We start from the raw sequence: 15,394 nt of genomic DNA, 5'->3' as shown, positions 1-15,394 counted from the left end.
TATGTCCAAGCTGAAGCGCAGCGCCCCGCTGCCGGCGGCCGCCCTGCTCGCGGCGCTCGCCGCCGCCCCGGGGGCGCAGGCCCAGACCGCCGCAGCATCCGCCCCGGGCATCGGCGCGACCGATATCGGCGGCGTGGTGACTGGCCCGTCCGGGCCGGAGGCCGGGGTCTGGGTGATCGCCGAGACCACCGACCTCGGCACGAAATTCGCGAAGATCGTCGCCACCGACGATGCCGGGCGCTACGTCATCCCCGACCTGCCGAAGGCGAAGTACAAGGTCTGGGTGCGCGGCTACGGGCTGGCCGACAGCCCGCGGGTGGACGGCACGCCCGGCCAGCCGCTGAACCTGGCGGCGACGCCGGCGCCGAGCGCCGCGGCGGCGGCCGAGCTCTATCCCGGCATGTACTGGTACTCGATGCTGCGCATCCCGGCTGCCGACCAATTCCCCGGCACCGGCGACGGGCGCGGCGGCAACGGCATCCCCGAGTTCATGCGGTCCCAGTATGCCTGGGTCGATACCGTCAAGCAGTCCTGCCAGTCCTGCCACGCGCTCGGCAGCCAGAACATCCGCCACCCCAGGAAGGAGCTCGGCGAGTTCCCCAACTCGACCGAGATGTGGGCGCGGCGCATCCAGTCCGGCCAGGCCATGGGCAACATGGCGATCTCGATCGCGCGGCTCGGGCCGGAGAAGGGCCTCTCGCTCTATGCCGACTGGACCGACCGGATCGCCAAGGGCGAGCTGCCCGCCGACAAGCCGGCCCGGCCGCAGGGCCTCGAGCGCAACATGGTGGTCAGCCTCTGGGACTGGGCCTCGCCGACCAGCTACCTGCACGACGCCATCTCGACCGACAAGCGGAAGCCGACGCTCTTCCCGAACGGGCTGATCTACGGCTCGCCGGAGGAATCGACCGACGAGGTGCCTGTGCTGGACCCGGTCAACCACAAGGCCTGGACGGTGAAGCACCCCTACCGCCCGGGCACGCCGAGCCTGGCGGACGAGCCGCGCGGGCCTTCGCCCTTCTGGGGCGAGGAGGCGATCTGGGACGGCCATACCAGCAACCACAACCTGATCGTCGATGACCGCGGCCTGGTCTGGTTCGCCGCCCGCATCCGCGCCGCCGCCGACCAGCCGGAATGGTGCAAGGCCGGCAGCGACCACCCCTCGGCCAAGGTGGTGCCGATCAATGCCGGGCGGCATTTCTCGGTCTTCGACCCGAAGACGCAGAAATTCGACCTGATCGATACCTGCTTCGGCACCCACCACCTGTATTTCGGCTACGACGCCGACCAGACGCTCTGGACCAGCTGGGGCGGGCCGGCCGGCAACGTGGTGGGCTGGCTGAACACCCGGAAGTACCTGGAAACCCGTGACGCCAAGGCCTCCCAGGGCTGGGCGCCGATGGTCGTCGACGTGCCCGGCTGGGGCAAGCGGGGCGAGTATGTCGAGGCGGACAAGCCGCTCGACCCCACGAAGCAGAAGCGGGTCATCGCGGGCATGTACGGCGTGCAGCCGAGCCCGACCGACGGCTCGATCTGGGGCCAGTCGATGGACCGGGGCTTCTCCCGCATGGACCAGCCGGGCTACCTGATCCGCTTCATCCCCGGGTCCGACCCGACCAATACCGGCCTGACCGAGCTCTTCCAGCCGCCGGCCGGCAGCTGGAGCCCGCGCGGGATCGACGTGGACAGCAAGGGCGTGGTCTGGACCACGCTCGGCAGCGGCCACTTGGCCAGCTTCGACCGCAGCAAGTGCAAGGCGCCGCTGACCGGGCCGAGCGCCGTAACCGGCGAGCAATGCACCGAGGGCTGGACGCTGTATCGCTTCCCCGGCCCGCAATTCGCCGGCGTCGATCCCTCCGGCAGCGCCGACCATGCCTATTACGTCTGGGTCGACCGCTTCAACACGCTGGGCCTCGGCAACGACGTGCCGATCGCCTCGACCAACGGTTCCGAGAGCCTGACGGTGCTGGTCGACGGCAAGCTGCACCAGCTGCACGTGCCCTACCCCGCGGGGTTCTTCACCAAGAACGTCGACGGGCGGATCGACGACCCGGACGCGGGCTGGAAGGGTCGCGGGGTCTGGACCACGACCGGCACCCGCGCGCCCTTCCACAACGAGACGGGCAAGGGCGAGCGGCCGCGGGTCTTCAAGGTGCAGATGCGCCCCGATCCGCTGGCGCGATGATCCAACCGGGGCGGGTCGCGGCCCGCCCCATTTCCGCCCGGGCCGTTCCGGGCTAGACCCCCGCCCCATGCTCAAAGGCGTCCTCACCGTTGGCGGCTGGACCATGGCCAGCCGCGTCCTCGGCTTCGCGCGCGACATGCTGATCGCATCGCGGCTCGGTGCCGGGCCGATGGCCGATGCCTTCTTCGTCGCGCTCAAGCTGCCCAACCTGTTCCGCCGGCTGTTCGGGGAGGGCGCCTTCAACGCCGCCTTCGTCCCTGCCTTCGCCGGGACGCTGGCGGTGCAGGGGCCGGTCGTGGCGCGGCAGCTGGCCGAGCGCATGGCAGCGCTGATGACCCTCTGGCTCTCGCTGCTGGTGGTGCTCGGCATCCTGGCCATGCCGCAGCTGATGTCGGTGCTGGCGCCGGGCTTCACCGACGACCCCGCCAAATTCCAGATGGCGATCGAGCTGACGCGGATCACCTTCCCCTACCTGCTGTTGATCTGCCTGACCGCCCTCGTCTCCGGCGTGCTGAACGGGCTCGACCGCTTCGCCGCCGCCGCCGCCGCGCCGATCTTCTTCAACCTGCTCTCCATGGCGGCGCTGCTGGTGCTGACGCCCTACGTGGCGACGCCGGCGCATGCGCTGGCCTGGGGCGTCACCCTCTCGGGCGCGGTGCAGCTCGGCCTCGTGCTCTGGGCCTGCGCGCGGGCAGGGATGCCGCTGCATTTCCTGAAGCTGCCGTCGCTCGCGCCGGAGGTGCGGCAGGTGCTGCGGCGGATGGGGCCGGGGATCATCGGCGCCGGGGTGACGCAGCTCAACCTGGCGGTCGACGTGATCATCGCCAGCTTCCTGCCGGCCGGGGCGGTGTCCTACCTGTACTATGCCGACCGGGTGGGGCAGCTGCCGCTCGGCGTCATCGGCGCCGCGGTCGGCACCGCGATGCTGCCGCTGCTGTCGCGCCAGGTGCGCTCGGGCGAGACGCTCTCGGCCCACCGCACCATGAACCGGGCGATGGAGCTTTCGCTGCTGCTGTGCCTGCCGGCGGCGGCGGGTCAGGCGGCGGCGGCCTGGCCGATCGTCTCCGTGCTGTTCCAGCGCGGCGCCTTCGGGGCGGAGGAAGCGGCGCTGACCGCCGCGGCGCTCTCGGCCTATGCGCTGGGGCTGCCGGCCTATGTGCTGGTGAAGATCTACGCGCCGGGCTTCTTCGCCCGCGGCGACACCGCGACGCCGGTGAAGGTGGGCTTCGCCGCGGTGGCGCTGAACATCGTGCTCAACCTGGTGCTGATCCAATGGCTGAGCCATGTCGGGGTGGCGCTGGCGACGGCCCTCTCGGCCTGGTTCAACGCCGCCATGCTGGGCTGGCTGCTGAACCGCAGGGGGCAGATGATCCTGGACCGCCGCCTGCGCCGGCGCATCCCACGGCTGCTACTGGCCGCCGCCCTGATGGCGGGGGCGATCCTGGCGCTGCGCACGGTGCTCTTCCCGGTCGCGGGGCCGCTGCGCTTCGTGGCGCTCGCGGCGCTGGTCGCGGCCGGCGGCGCGGTTTATTTCGGCGTGGCCCAGGCGCTGGGCGCGATCGACGTGCGGGAGGTGCGGGGGATGCTGCGCCGGCGGCGTAAGTCCGCCGCCTGAAACCACCCCGGCGGAAGGCCACCGCTTGACCTGACCGCGCCGAGGGGCAATCACCGCCTCCCTTCACCCCGCAGATGGTCTCCACCCCCATGCAGCGCGTCTTCTCGGGCATCCAGCCCTCCGGCATCCCGACCCTCGGCAACTATCTCGGCGCCATCCGCAACTGGGTGCCGCTGCAGGACACGCACGACGCGATCTATTGCGTCGTGGACCTGCACGCCATCACGGTCTGGCAGGACCCGAAGGAGTTGCAGACCCAGACGCGGGAGATGGCGGCGGCGCTGATCGCCTGCGGGCTCGACCCCAGGCGCTGCATCCTCTTCGTGCAGAGCCACGTGCATGCCCATGCGCGTCTCGCCTGGATCTTCAACTGCGTGGCGCGGCTCGGCTGGCTGAACCGGATGACGCAGTTCAAGGACAAGGCCGGCAAGGACCGGGAAGCGGCGTCCTCCGGCCTCTACGTCTATCCGAACCTGATGGCGGCCGACATCCTGGCCTACAGGGCGACCCTGGTGCCGGTCGGCGACGACCAGAAGCAGCACCTGGAACTGGCCAATGACATCGCCGAGAAGTTCAACCACGACTACGGCGTGCCCGACTTCTTCCCGCGGATCGAGCCACTGATCCAGGGCGTCGCCGCGCGCGTGATGTCGCTGCGCGACGGCACGAAGAAGATGTCGAAGTCGGATACCTCCGACCAGTCGCGCATCAACCTGACCGACGACCGCGACACCATCGCGCTGAAGGTCCGCCGGGCGAAGACCGACCCGGAGCCGCTGCCCGACCATGTCTCGGGCCTCGAGGGAAGGCCGGAGGCGCGCAACCTGGTCGGCATCCTGGCCGCCGTCACCGGCAGCCTGCCGGAGAACGTGCTGCGCGAGCATGGCGGCAAGGGCTTCGGAGCCTTCAAGGAGGTGCTGGTCGAGGCGCTGGTCGACCACCTCAGCCCGATCCAGGCGGAGATGCAGCGGCTGCTCGGCGACCATGCGGCGCTGGATGCGGCGCTGCGGCTGGGCGCGCAGCGGGCCGCGGCGATCGCCGAGCCGATCGTCACCGAGGCGGAGCGGGTGGTCGGCTTCCTGCCGCGCTGAAGGAAGCCAGCGCCAGGGAGGAGGCATCCTCCCTGGACCCTCCTTTATTTCCTCCGAGTCAGGTCCCGACCCGCGAGAAGGAAGGCTAGGGCCGGGGCAGGGAAGGCCTTTTCCTCTTCAGTCCTAGGCTGCCTGCACCTTGGCCGGCCGTAGCCGCCGCGCCAGTGGCGCGATCGCATGCTCCACCACCGGGATCAGCATCCCGCCGACCACCAGGCCGACAACTGCCGAGCCCAGCGCGCCGACCAGCCAGGCCACGGCGCCGCCGAGCGCCGGGACGGCCCCGCCGGCCGTGGCGGCCGCATCGTGCAGCAGGTGGCCGGGCGCGGTGACGCCGTATTCCTCCAGCCCATGCAGCAGGATGCCGCCGCCGACCCAGAGCATCGCGGCGGTGCCGACGAGGCCCAGCAACTTCAGCAGCACCGGCATGCCGACGACCAAGCCGCGCCCGAGCGCCCGCACCGGCGCCGGCCCGCCGCCGGCCGCCAGCGCCACCCCGGCATCGTCCGCCTTCACCAAAAGCGCCACCGCGCCATAGACCCCGATGGTGATCCCGATGCCGACCAGGGCCAGCACCGCGGCCTGGGTCCAGAAGGAGGCCTCCGGCACCGTCGAGAGGGTCAGCGCCATGATCTCGGCCGAGAGGATGAAGTCGGTCTGGATTGCCGAGGCAACCCGCGCCTGCTCGAAGGCCGCCGGGTCCTGGCCGGCCGCGCCGGTCTTCGCCTCGTGCGCATGCGCGGCGTGCGGCCAGAGCGCCTCATAGATCTTCTCCGCTCCCTCGTAGCAGAGGAAGGCGCCACCCAGCATCAGCAGCGGGGTAATGGCGAAGGGCGCAAAGGCGCTGAGCGCCAGCGCCGCCGGCAGCAGGAAGACCAGCTTGTTCTTCAGGGAGCCGAGCGCGATGCGCCAGACGATGGGCAATTCGCGGCTGGCGGCGAAGCCGACGACGTAGCGCGGCGTCACCGCGGCATCGTCGATCACCACCCCCGCGGCCTTCACACCGGCCCGGCCGGCCTGGGCGGCGACGTCGTCCAGAGAGGCGGCGGCGACCTTGGCCAGCGCGGCCACGTCGTCCAGCAAGGCAATCAGGCCGGTGCTCAAGGCAGCTCCTTCGGTTGCGGCGGCAGGCCGTTCCAACCGATGAGGCGTCGTTGCGTTCCGGCGGCCTGGGAACGAGTCGGCCCGGTCGTGCCGGCGGCTGCCAGCCCAGCCGGTCGCGCCGGCCGCATGCGCCCATCGCGTTCCGCAGCATGCCGCGGAACTCGGCGAAGACGATGACCAGGGGGACCTGCGACCCCGGGGGATGCACCAGGCCGAAGCCCGGCGGCACCGCGCCGTCCCCCGGCGTATGGGTGCCGAAGAGCCGGTCCCGGATCATCAGCACCCCGCCGTGGTTGCGGTCCGGGCGGAACCCATTGCCGGCATGGCGGGCTCGCTGGGCGGAGGGGGCGTCGAGGATGCCCTCGATCCAACCGGGCCGCGGCACCAGCGTGGTGTGCAGCCGATCCCGTAGAGCCGGCCGGCGCTGACCATGCCGAAGACCCGGGCGGGTGGAAAGCCGATCCAGACCAGCGGAAGGACAGCCATCTGCCAGGCGGCGCAGCGGGGCGGCATGGCGGCCTCGGGTGACCAGCGGCGCGGCGCAACCACGGGCGGCAACGGCGCCGCAACGGACCTGCTTCGTCGCGGGGCGGAAATCGCCTTGCCATCGCCTTGCCCTGGGCGCTGTCACCCTTCTTTTCCAGGGCAGGGTCCCGCGGCCGGGCGTTCACGCCCTGCCGCGACCGGCGCTACCCGACCCGCAGCAGCGCCGGCCCGTTCACCCGCAGCCATTCCACCGCGGCGTCGCGGTGCGGCGTCAGCCGCGCCACATGCGCCCAGAAGCGCGGGGAATGGTTCAGCTCCTTCAAGTGGGCGACCTCATGCGCCACCACGTAGTCCAGCACCCAGTCCGGCGCCATCACCAGCCGCCAGGAGAAGGCGAGCGTCGCGTCCGGGGCGCAGGAGCCCCAGCGGCTGCGGGTATCCTTCAGCCGGATCGCCTTCGGCGCCACCCCCAGCAGCGCGGCATGGCCGGTGGCCAGCACCCGGATGCGGCGCTGCGCCTCGGCCTTCAGGAAGGCGGCGACCTGGCGCGGCAGCGCCGCCTCCTGCCCGCCGGCGATGATGGCGCCGGCCGCCAGCTGCACCCCCGGCGCGGCCGCGGGGTCGTGCCGGATAACATGCGGCAGGCCGCCCAGGCGCAGCTCCGAGCCCGGCTCGAGCACGATATGCGGGGCGAGAGCCGCCAGCTTTTCCCGCACCCAGGCGGCATGGGTGTTCAGCAGCGCCATCCCGGCGCGGCGGTTGGCGCGGGGCGGCAGGGTCACCACCACCGCCCCGGCCCGGGCATCGATCCGCAGGCTGACCCGGCGGGCGCGGGCGGAGCGGCGCCAGCGCACCGGGCAGGCCATGGTCTCCGGCGCCGTCCCGGCTGACGGGCAGCCTTCCAGCGCGACGGTCTCCGCTTCGGTCTGATCCATGGCCCCACCATGCGGCGGCGGGGGGCAGGGTTCAACGGCTTGACATGCCTCGTTGCGGAACGTCCGGGCAACGGAGGCGGGAGCGGCGGCCGGAAAGGCCCGGCCGGTCGCCATTTGCCGGCGAATTGCGCATTACTGTGAAAGTTCCGACGTTCCCGCAACCTCAGGATTAGCCCGGCAGCGCCTTCAGCTCGGTCTCGACGAAGCTGAGCGGCGCGGTCCCGGCATTGACCACGTTGTGCTCCACCCCGGCATCCCGGGTATAGGCGACCCCGGCGGTCAGCGTCGCGGTCGCGGTCTGGCCGCCCGGCAGTTCCAGCAGCAGGGTCCCGTCGGTGACCGGGACGACCACATAAAGCCAGCCATGCCGGTGCCAGCCGGTTTCCGCGCCGGGATTGAAGTCCCAGCGCGTCACGCGGACATGCTCGGTGTCGAGCTGGACGGTGCCGGTGGCCGGCTCCCGGCAGCGCAGCGGCTCGGCGAAGGGGGGCTCGCTCATTCAGCCGCCTTCGCGGCGGCGAAGCCCGGCAGCGGCAGCGCGCCGGCGGCGCCCCAGGCCGCCCAGATCGCATCGCCCTGCGCCGCGGTCAGCGGCAGGTGCGGCGGACGGATGGTGCGCCAGCCCTCGTCGCCGGTGGAGCGCGCGATGATCTCGCGCAGGCCGGGGATCAGCGGGACGGAAACGGCGGCCTTGCGGGTCGCGGTCAGCATGGCCTGGGCCGCATCGGCCTCCGGCCCCGTGCGCTTCGCATAGACGATGCCGCCCCAATGGCTGTTGCCGTTGGACGCCGCGGTGATGCAGCCGGCGCCGCCCTCGGCGAGGATCCGCTGCAGGTATTCGTCCGATCCCGAATAGACCTCGAAGCCGTCGGCGGCGAAGTTGTCGACCATCGCCTTCATGTTGGCATAGTCGCCGCTGCTGTCCTTCGAGCCCTTCACCACGCCGGGATAGGCCTTCAGCAGCCGGCCAATCAGGTCGATGCTGAACGGGATCGCCGATTGCTGCGGGAAATTGTACAGGTAGAGCGGGATGCCGCCGCCGGTCCGCTGGATGACCTCGGAGAAATAGGCGAAGAGCCCATCGTCCGACGGCGCCTTGTAGTAGAAGGGCGGCAGCAGCAGCACGCCGCGGCAGCCCTGCGCCTTGGCATGCAGCGTCAGCTCCACCGTATCCGTCAGGCTGGCGCAGCCGGTGCCGGGCATCATGGTGGCGGCGGGGACGCCATGGGCGATCAGACCCTCAAGAATCGCCTTCCGCTCGTGCAGGCCGAAGCTGTTGGCCTCCCCGGTGGTGCCGAGCACGCCGAGCCCGTTGCAGCCATTCGCCAGCAGCCACTTGGCATGGCCGGCCATCCGCGCCGGGTCAGGCGAGAGGTCCGGCTTCATGGCGGTCAGCACGGCGGCATTCACGCCGCCGAAGAGCGCGTTCTTCATGGGTCCTCGTCTCCTTCGGTCTTCTCGGTCGGTGTCTCTGCCGGGGGCCTGGCGCGCTTGCCGCGCGGCGGCTGGCCGGGCCAGCGGACGATGTGGTCCTCGAAGGCGCCGGCATCGCGTTCGCGGATCGCCTTGCCGCGGACCGAGACGCCGGCCTGATGCACCGTCTCCGGGTCGCCGGAGACCAGCGGGTGCCACCATTCGAGGTCGCGGCCCTCGGCAACCAAGCGGTAGCCGCAGGTCGGCGGCAGCCAGTCGATCCGCTTGAGGCGCTTCGGCGTCAGCTTGACGCAGTCCGGCACCCATTTGCGGCGGTTCTCGTAGTCGGCGCAGCGGCTGGTCTCGATCGTCAGCAGCCGGCAGGCGACATCGGTGAAGGCGACCTCGTCGGTGTCCTCGTCCCGCAGCTTGTGCAGGCAGCAGCGGCCGCAGCCGTCGCAGAGGGATTCCCACTCGGCCCGGCTCATCGCCTCGAGCGTCTTGGTCTTCCAGAAAGGATCTTGGGGTGCCACGCGGCGCAGCCTAAAGCAGGTCGCCGAAGGGCGGAACCGCCCGGAGGTGTGAATCTGCTTTGCAAACAATGAGCTGGAGCGGGGTGCCGGGTCGGGGACCGGGCAGGCCGCTCCAGCCCCGATGGCGGGGCGGCGGAACTCCCGGGCCCGGCTATTGCCGCGCGCCGAAGCGCATCAGCGCCGCCCGCAGCGGGTCGGCACCGGGGTTATGCACCTGCATCGCCACCACCACCTGCCGCGGCGAGGCTTCCTGGCCGTAATAGGCGCGGTTCCAGGCGCTGCGGTTGGTCAGCACGGAGCCTTCCAGCGCCAGCCCGGCAAAGAGCCCGCGCGCCCGGGCGAAGGTGAGGATATCGGCGCCGCCGGCCGCGGTGGTCGAGCCCTCGAGCCCCGCGCCCATGGTGGCGACGGCGACCGAGGCATCGGCGCCGAGCTTGAACTGGCTGTCCATCAGCGCGGTGAGTCCGGCATCCGACATCACCAGCATCAGCACCTGCATGTCCTGCACGCCGAACTGCAGGCCGAAGCTGCCGGAGGCCAAGCCGTAGAAGGCCGGGGAAGACCAGGACCCGGCGGCGTCGCGCGCCACCAGGACGCAGCCGCCGCCTTCCCCGCCCAGGATGAAGCCGGCGCGGAAGATGCGCGGGCAGACCAGGGCGGCACGGGCGCGGCGCAGCATGCGCTGCATGTCGGCGACCGCCGCGGCATCGCCGGTGCTGAACATCTCCTGCACCGCCAGCGTGCTGTTGTCGACCAGCGACTGGGCGTCGCCGCGGTCGTCCGCCCGCGCCGGCAGCGCCGCCGCCAGCAGCAGGACGAGGCCGGCGAGCCAGCCGCGCATCAGCGGAGCGGCGGCAGGGTGGATTGCTGCACCGGGCCGCTGCCGAGCGCATTGACCGGTGTGAGGCCGGCCGGGTTGCCGCTGGACGGGGGCGGGGGTGCCGCGGCCGCGCCGCCGCCGGCGCCGAAGCGCATCAGCACCGCGCGCAGCGGGTCGGCGCCCGGGTTGTGCACCCGCATCGCCACCACGATCTCGCGCGGCCCGACTTCCTGCCGGTAGTAGTTGCGGTTCCACTCGCTGCGGGAGGAGAGCAGCGAACCCTCGAGCGTCAGCCCGGCGAACAGCCCGCGGGCCCGGGCGAAGGCGACGATGTCGCCGCCGACCGCGGCGGTGGTGGCGCCGGAAACCGAGCCGCCGAGCGTGGCGACCGCCAGCGAGGCATCGGCGCCGAGCTTCATCTGGCTGTCGAGCACGGCGTTCAGCGCCTTGTCGTTCATGATCAGCATCAGGATCTGCAGGTCCTGGATGCCGGCCTGCAGGCCGAAGCTGCCGGAGCCCAGCGTGTAGAAGGCGGGCGAGGACCAGGATCCGGCGGCGTCGCGGCCGAGCAGGACGCAGCCGCCACCCTCGCCGCCGAAGAAGAAGCCGGCGCGGAAGATGCGCGGGCAGACGATCGCGGCGCGGGCCCGGCGCAGCAGGCTCTGGGCATTCATCTTGTCGTTGCCCTCGCCCAGGATCTCCTGGACCGAGAGGGTGGCGCGGTCGACCAGCGCCTGTTCCTCGCCGACGCCTGGCGTGCCGGAGCAGCCGGCGAGGGTCGCCAGGGCGAGGCCCAGCGCTGCAAGCCGACCCGCGAAAGGTCGCCGCGTCATGAGATGGCGCATGAAGCCCCCCTGCCAAACCCTGGAATTGGCGTGAGATTACTTGGTTAGGTCATGCCTGTCCAAGGGCGGAATGCCGGCGCTCCCGTCATTCGTTGCGCTTTTCGTCGCCGAGCATGGCGCCCGCGATCAATCCCGCGGCATCACTCCCAGTCGGGCGGGCTCCAGGGTTCCTCGTTCACCGACGAGATCCGCCAGTCCGCGCCGACCTTCTCCAGCCGGGTCAGGCCGAGGTTGCGGATGGAAAAGGCCAGCGCCTGGTGGCCGGACAGGCCCAGCGCATGCGCCAGCGCCGCACGAATCGAGCCGCCATGCGCGACGATGACGACATCCTCCCCGGCGTGGCGCTCGGCGATTCGTTCCAGTGCCGCGCCGACGCGGGCCTGGACCTGGGCGAAGCTCTCCCCGCCGGGCGGCTCCTCCTCGGCGGCATGCGGCCAGAAGGGATGCGGCGGGTGGCGCAGCCGCTCTACCAGCGCGTCATGCGGGATGCCCTGCCACTCCCCGAGGAATTGCTCGGCCAGGTCGGGCTCCACGCCCAGGGGCTGGTCCGGGTAGCCGGCGGCGAAGATGGCTGCGGCCGTCGCTCGGGTGCGGCCGAGGTTGGTGCAGATCCATGCTGCTGGCCGCGGCAGGCGGAAGGCCAGCCAGCGGTAGAGCGCCGCTTCCTCCCGCAGCGCGAGGTCGCAAAGCGCGACATCCATGCTGCCGTAGAAGGTGGCGCGGGCCGAGGGCTCGACCAGCGCGTGGCGAATGAGGAAGAGGCGGGTGGGGTCTGGCACGGTGTCGGTGTAGCAGGGTGGCGGGCGGGGTCCATAGCCGCCCCTCCCGCGGCCTATTCCACCTTGATCCCCTGCGCCCGGATGATGCCGCCCCAGCGGGCGCGCTCCGCCGCGACGCGGGCGGCGAAGGCGCCGGGCTCGTTCGGCAGATAGATCAGCCCCTGCGCCGCGAGGAAGGCCTGGGTCTCCGGCAGCTGCGCGACCCGGACATATTCGGCGTGCAGCCGCGCCAGCACCGGCGCCGGCGTGCCGGTCGGCGCGATCACCGCATACCAGGTGGAGACGTCGATATCCGGGTAGCCGGATTCCATCAGCGTCGGCACTTCCGGCAGCTGCGGCACGCGGACCGGCGTGGTCACCGCCAGCGCCCGCACCGCGCCGGCGCGGATCTGCGGCAGCATCAGCGGCAGGGTGTCGAACATCGCCTGGATGTCGCCGCGCAGCATCGCCGGCAGGCTCTCGTTGGTGCCGCGGAAGGGGACGTGCTCGATGGCGATGCCGTCGCGCTGCCTGAACATCTCGAAGATCAGGTGCTGCGCGGTGCCGACGCCGACGCTGGCATAGTTGGACCGGTCGGGCCGGCCGCGCACCCAGGCGATGAACTCGGGCAAGGTGGTCGCCGGCACGTCGTTGGCCACCACCAGCACGAGGGGGGAGGCGGCGAACATCACCACCGGGATCAGGTCGCGCCCGGCATCGTAGGGGATGTCGCGGAACAGGTGCGGGAAGATGGTCAGCGGGCCGAGATTGCCCATGCCGATGGTGTAGCCGTCGGGCACCGCGCGGGCGACCTCCGCCACGCCGATCCGGCCGCCGGCGCCGGCCTTGAAATCGTTGACGATGGGCTGGCCGAGGGCGCGGGAAACCGGGTCGTTGAAGGCCCGCGCGATCAGGTCGTTCAGCCCGCCCGGCGGCCAGGGGACGACGAAGCGGACGAGGCGGTCGGGCCAGGCCGGCTGCGCCCGGGCGGCGAGCGCCAGGGGGAGACTGCCGGCGAGCGAGGCGGCGAGGAGGGAACGGCGTTGCATGCGCGGGAGTCTGCGCGGAAGCCGCGGCGCTGCCAAGCGGGTGCGCAACGAGACAGCGCCGCGCCGCGGGTCTATCCTCGCCGCAGGAGGCCCGCAGCATGACCCAGACCCTCTCCCCCATCGGCGGCCGCGCCGCCTGGACCGGCGCCGAGCTCGCGCGCGACCCGTCCTGGATCATGGCGCTGCCGCCGATGGCGACGGCCGAGATCGACGCGGCGCTGGCCGGGCTCGGCGACCGGGCGCCGCCGCGCTTCGATGCCCGGCACTTCCCGCTGCCCGAGACGGCTGGCTTCCTGGCCGAGGTGGTGCGCGAGCTCGAGGCGGGGCGCGGCCTGGTGCGGCTCACCGGGCTCGACCCGGCGCGGTATTCCGACACCGACCTCAAGCGGGTCTTCTGGGGGCTGATGTGCCATCTCGGCACGCCGCTGCCGCAGAACACCACGGGCGAGATCCTGGCCGAGGTGAAGGACGAGACCGGCACCGGCGCCGCCGTTGCGGCCGGCACGGCGCGGGCGCGCAGCCGGTCCACCGGGCCGCTGCGCTGGCATACCGACAAGTGCGACCTGCTGAGCCTGCTCTGTGCCTCGAACGGGATCGAGGGCGGCGTCTCCCGCATCGTCTCCACCGTGGCGATCCAGGATGCGATGGCCGAGCGCTGCCCCGAGCTGCTGGCGGTGCTATATGAGGATTTCTGGCGCGCCCGCCCGGCCGACGAGGAGGGCGAGGGGATGGCGGCGCGGCCCTTCCCGATGCCGGTCTTCGCCCGGGGGCCCGGCGGCGAATTCACCAGCCAGTACAGCCGCACCTATGTGGAACTCGCGCAGGGCCAGCCCGGCGTGCCGCCGCTGACGTCGCGGCAGGTGGAGGCGATGGACCGGCTGGCCGCGGTCGCCGAGGAGCTCTGCATCGAGATGCCCTTCGCGCCGGGGCAGATCCAGCTGATGAACCAGCACGTCACCTATCACGGCCGCACGGCCTATGCTGACGGCGCCGGCGGCCGGCGCAACCTGCTGCGCATCTGGCTGGCCAGCCCGCTGAGCCGGGCGCTGCCGGCGGGGCATGCGGGGCAATGGGGCGACGTGCGGGCCGGCGCGCTGCGCGGCGGGGCGATGCCCGGGCGGAGCGCGCTGGCGGCGTAGCTACTCGTTCAGCCCCTTGCCGGGGTAGGGATGCGTTGCGATCCAGTGCCGGGCGATATCGACGCGGCGGGTGATCCAGACATCCTTCCGCTGCATCATGTAGTCCAGCAGCCGCTGCAGCCCGGCGGCGCGGGCGGGGTGGCCGATGAGGCGCATGTGCAGCCCGACCGACATCATCTTCGGCTGCGTCGCTCCTTCGGCGTAGAGCATGTCGAAGGCGTCGCGGATGAAGGAGAACCACTGGTCGGCGGTGCCCATCCATCCCGCATACTTGCCGTCGTTGTTCACCAGCGAATAGGGCACGACGAGCTGTGGCTTGCCGTCCACCGTCAGCCAGAAGGGCAACTCGTCGCCGTAGTAGTCGCTGTCGTAGAGGAAGCCGCCGTGCTCCATCACCAGGCGGCGGGTGTTCTCGCTGGGTCCGTAGCGGCAGTACCACCCCTCCGGCTTGCGGCCGATGGTCCGCTCGATGCTGGCGACGGCGCGGGCGATGTGCTCGCGCTCCTCCGCCTCGGACAGCTCGAAATGCTTCACCCAGCGCCAGCCGTGCGAGCAGATGTCGTAGCCCGCGGCGCGGATGGCCGCGGCGGCTTCCGGATTGGCCTCGAGCGCCAGCGCGCAGCCGAAGATGGTCAGCGGAAGGCCGCGTTCCTGGAACAGCCGGTGCAGCCGCCAGAAGCCGACGCGGGAGCCGTATTCGAACATGCCCTCCGCCGCCAGGTCGCGGCCGGATTTCAGCTGGTTCAGCCCGTGCGATTCGGTCAGCCCGGTCTCGGTGACGCCATCCCCCAACGCGAAGGAGGGCTCCGAGCCTTCCTCGTAGTTGATGACGAAATTGACCGCGAGACGGGCGCCGTTCGGCCAGCGCGGGTCGGGCGGATTGGCGCCGTAGCCGCGGAAGTCGCGGGCGACCTGATAGGGCATCAGGGGATCTCCACCGTGAATTCGGGGACCTCGACGAATTCCTCGTCCCCCCGCGTGCCGTCGCGCCACATGAAGATGACGAAGCGCGCCTCCCGGTCCAGCACCGTGAAGGGGTGGTGCCAGACATTGGCGCCGTAGGTCACGCCCTGGTCGGGACGGCAGAGGAAGGCCCGGGCCCGCGCCATGTCCGGCATCGGTTTGCTTGCGGCTCCGCCGCCGGCACCCGCCGCATGCGGCGCGACGATCGCCAGCCAGCGGCCGGCCTCCTGCGGGACAAAGGACTGGGAGGAGAATTCGTGCCGCTCCATCATGGTCGTGCGCAGCGGCAGCGCGGTGAGCGGCGCCTTGACGGTGAGGGAGATGCTGCCGCGCGCCTTGGGCCGCAGGTTCGCCAGCGCATCCTCGAAATAGGTGCGGCCGGGCATGGCCGGGCATTCGATGACCTCGCCATAGGGCAGGAAGGCGGCGGAGGTCAGCGGTTCGGCTTTCAGGTACAT

At 71.6% G+C, this 15,394-nt stretch carries 15 protein-coding genes; 4 read left to right on the top strand and 11 right to left on the bottom strand.

Going from position 1 to position 15,394, the window contains the following annotated elements:
• Window position 1 precedes the first annotated feature (1 nt).
• From E2C06_RS06260 to trpS, 3 genes are all read left to right on the top strand, one after another.
• On the top strand, window positions 2-2,185 hold the full coding sequence (locus E2C06_RS06260; RefSeq protein WP_133287727.1) for a carboxypeptidase-like regulatory domain-containing protein: 2,184 nt from the start codon (window positions 2-4) through the stop codon (window positions 2,183-2,185).
• 67 nt (window positions 2,186-2,252) lie between these two features.
• Entirely contained in the window at window positions 2,253-3,800 is a 1,548-nt protein-coding gene (gene murJ, locus E2C06_RS06255; RefSeq protein ID WP_133287726.1) for a murein biosynthesis integral membrane protein MurJ, read from the top strand.
• An 89-nt stretch (window positions 3,801-3,889) separates the two neighbouring features.
• Complete coding sequence (trpS, locus tag E2C06_RS06250; RefSeq protein ID WP_133287871.1) at window positions 3,890-4,891, top strand: tryptophan--tRNA ligase; 1,002 nt, start codon at window positions 3,890-3,892, stop codon at window positions 4,889-4,891.
• A 123-nt stretch (window positions 4,892-5,014) separates the two neighbouring features.
• Here the strand turns inward: trpS and E2C06_RS06245 are convergent, their stop codons facing one another.
• The 9 genes from E2C06_RS06245 to E2C06_RS06205 form a co-directional block, all read right to left on the bottom strand.
• Window positions 5,015-5,995 (bottom strand): DUF808 domain-containing protein, encoded by a 981-nt coding sequence (locus E2C06_RS06245; RefSeq protein ID WP_133287725.1) that lies wholly within the window; start codon window positions 5,993-5,995, stop codon window positions 5,015-5,017.
• A 689-nt stretch (window positions 5,996-6,684) separates the two neighbouring features.
• Window positions 6,685-7,416 carry a M48 family metallopeptidase gene (locus tag E2C06_RS06240; protein ID WP_241671142.1) on the bottom strand — a complete coding sequence of 244 codons (732 nt, stop codon included), beginning with the start codon at window positions 7,414-7,416 and terminating at the stop codon, window positions 6,685-6,687.
• Window positions 7,417-7,585: 169 nt separating this feature from the next.
• On the bottom strand, window positions 7,586-7,915 hold the full coding sequence (locus E2C06_RS06235; RefSeq protein WP_133287724.1) for a cupin domain-containing protein: 330 nt from the start codon (window positions 7,913-7,915) through the stop codon (window positions 7,586-7,588).
• Window positions 7,912-8,850 (bottom strand): dihydrodipicolinate synthase family protein, encoded by a 939-nt coding sequence (locus tag E2C06_RS06230; protein WP_133287723.1) that lies wholly within the window; start codon window positions 8,848-8,850, stop codon window positions 7,912-7,914. The genes E2C06_RS06235 and E2C06_RS06230 overlap by 4 nt, the downstream gene beginning before the upstream one ends.
• Window positions 8,847-9,362, bottom strand: a complete 516-nt coding sequence (locus E2C06_RS06225; protein ID WP_133287722.1) for a YcgN family cysteine cluster protein — start codon at window positions 9,360-9,362, stop codon at window positions 8,847-8,849. The genes E2C06_RS06230 and E2C06_RS06225 overlap by 4 nt, the downstream gene beginning before the upstream one ends.
• A 151-nt stretch (window positions 9,363-9,513) precedes the next feature.
• On the bottom strand, window positions 9,514-10,203 hold the full coding sequence (locus E2C06_RS06220; protein WP_133287721.1) for a lipid-binding SYLF domain-containing protein: 690 nt from the start codon (window positions 10,201-10,203) through the stop codon (window positions 9,514-9,516).
• Complete coding sequence (locus E2C06_RS06215; RefSeq protein ID WP_241671141.1) at window positions 10,203-11,027, bottom strand: lipid-binding SYLF domain-containing protein; 825 nt, start codon at window positions 11,025-11,027, stop codon at window positions 10,203-10,205. The genes E2C06_RS06220 and E2C06_RS06215 overlap by 1 nt, the downstream gene beginning before the upstream one ends.
• Window positions 11,028-11,167: 140 nt before the next feature.
• The gene (locus E2C06_RS06210) at window positions 11,168-11,806 is read right to left on the bottom strand and encodes a histidine phosphatase family protein (RefSeq protein WP_133287720.1); all 639 of its coding nucleotides are present in this window, start codon (window positions 11,804-11,806) and stop codon (window positions 11,168-11,170) included.
• 53 nt (window positions 11,807-11,859) lie between these two features.
• Window positions 11,860-12,834 carry a Bug family tripartite tricarboxylate transporter substrate binding protein gene (locus E2C06_RS06205; protein ID WP_133287719.1) on the bottom strand — a complete coding sequence of 325 codons (975 nt, stop codon included), beginning with the start codon at window positions 12,832-12,834 and terminating at the stop codon, window positions 11,860-11,862.
• A 98-nt stretch (window positions 12,835-12,932) separates the two neighbouring features.
• Between E2C06_RS06205 and E2C06_RS06200 the strand changes: the two genes are divergently transcribed.
• The gene (locus tag E2C06_RS06200) at window positions 12,933-13,973 is read left to right on the top strand and encodes a TauD/TfdA family dioxygenase (protein ID WP_133287718.1); all 1,041 of its coding nucleotides are present in this window, start codon (window positions 12,933-12,935) and stop codon (window positions 13,971-13,973) included.
• On the opposite strand, the gene E2C06_RS06195 is transcribed toward E2C06_RS06200, so the two are convergent.
• Together E2C06_RS06195 and E2C06_RS06190 are read right to left on the bottom strand one after the other, a co-directional pair.
• A complete protein-coding gene (locus E2C06_RS06195) occupies window positions 13,974-14,897 on the bottom strand; it encodes an allantoinase PuuE (RefSeq protein WP_133287717.1) in 924 nt (307 codons plus the stop codon). It lies immediately after the preceding gene.
• Window positions 14,897-15,394 (bottom strand): ureidoglycolate lyase, encoded by a 498-nt coding sequence (locus E2C06_RS06190; RefSeq protein ID WP_133287716.1) that lies wholly within the window; start codon window positions 15,392-15,394, stop codon window positions 14,897-14,899. Before E2C06_RS06190 ends, E2C06_RS06195 begins: the two co-directional genes overlap by 1 nt.

It is taken from the genome of Dankookia rubra (assembly GCF_004355005.1).
In the GTDB taxonomy this organism is placed as follows: domain Bacteria; phylum Pseudomonadota; class Alphaproteobacteria; order Acetobacterales; family Acetobacteraceae; genus Paracraurococcus; species Paracraurococcus ruber_A.
This window is presented reverse-complemented; position numbering and strand designations above follow the sequence as displayed.

Excerpts from the sequence above, each read along its gene's own strand:
- E2C06_RS06260 (WP_133287727.1), top strand. The coding sequence starts at position 2 with ATGTCCAAGCTGAAGCGCAGCGCCCCGCTGCCGGCGGCCGCCCTGCTC.
- murJ (WP_133287726.1), top strand. The coding sequence starts at position 2,253 with ATGCTCAAAGGCGTCCTCACCGTTGGCGGCTGGACCATGGCCAGCCGC.
- trpS (WP_133287871.1), top strand. The coding sequence starts at position 3,890 with ATGCAGCGCGTCTTCTCGGGCATCCAGCCCTCCGGCATCCCGACCCTC.
- E2C06_RS06240 (WP_241671142.1), bottom strand. The coding sequence starts at position 7,416 with ATGGATCAGACCGAAGCGGAGACCGTCGCGCTGGAAGGCTGCCCGTCA.
- E2C06_RS06235 (WP_133287724.1), bottom strand. The coding sequence starts at position 7,915 with ATGAGCGAGCCCCCCTTCGCCGAGCCGCTGCGCTGCCGGGAGCCGGCC.
- E2C06_RS06230 (WP_133287723.1), bottom strand. The coding sequence starts at position 8,850 with ATGAAGAACGCGCTCTTCGGCGGCGTGAATGCCGCCGTGCTGACCGCC.
- E2C06_RS06220 (WP_133287721.1), bottom strand. The coding sequence starts at position 10,203 with ATGCGCGGCTGGCTCGCCGGCCTCGTCCTGCTGCTGGCGGCGGCGCTG.
- E2C06_RS06215 (WP_241671141.1), bottom strand. The coding sequence starts at position 11,027 with ATGCGCCATCTCATGACGCGGCGACCTTTCGCGGGTCGGCTTGCAGCG.
- E2C06_RS06205 (WP_133287719.1), bottom strand. The coding sequence starts at position 12,834 with ATGCAACGCCGTTCCCTCCTCGCCGCCTCGCTCGCCGGCAGTCTCCCC.
- E2C06_RS06200 (WP_133287718.1), top strand. The coding sequence starts at position 12,933 with ATGACCCAGACCCTCTCCCCCATCGGCGGCCGCGCCGCCTGGACCGGC.
- E2C06_RS06195 (WP_133287717.1), bottom strand. The coding sequence starts at position 14,897 with ATGCCCTATCAGGTCGCCCGCGACTTCCGCGGCTACGGCGCCAATCCG.
- E2C06_RS06190 (WP_133287716.1), bottom strand. The coding sequence starts at position 15,394 with ATGTACCTGAAAGCCGAACCGCTGACCTCCGCCGCCTTCCTGCCCTAT.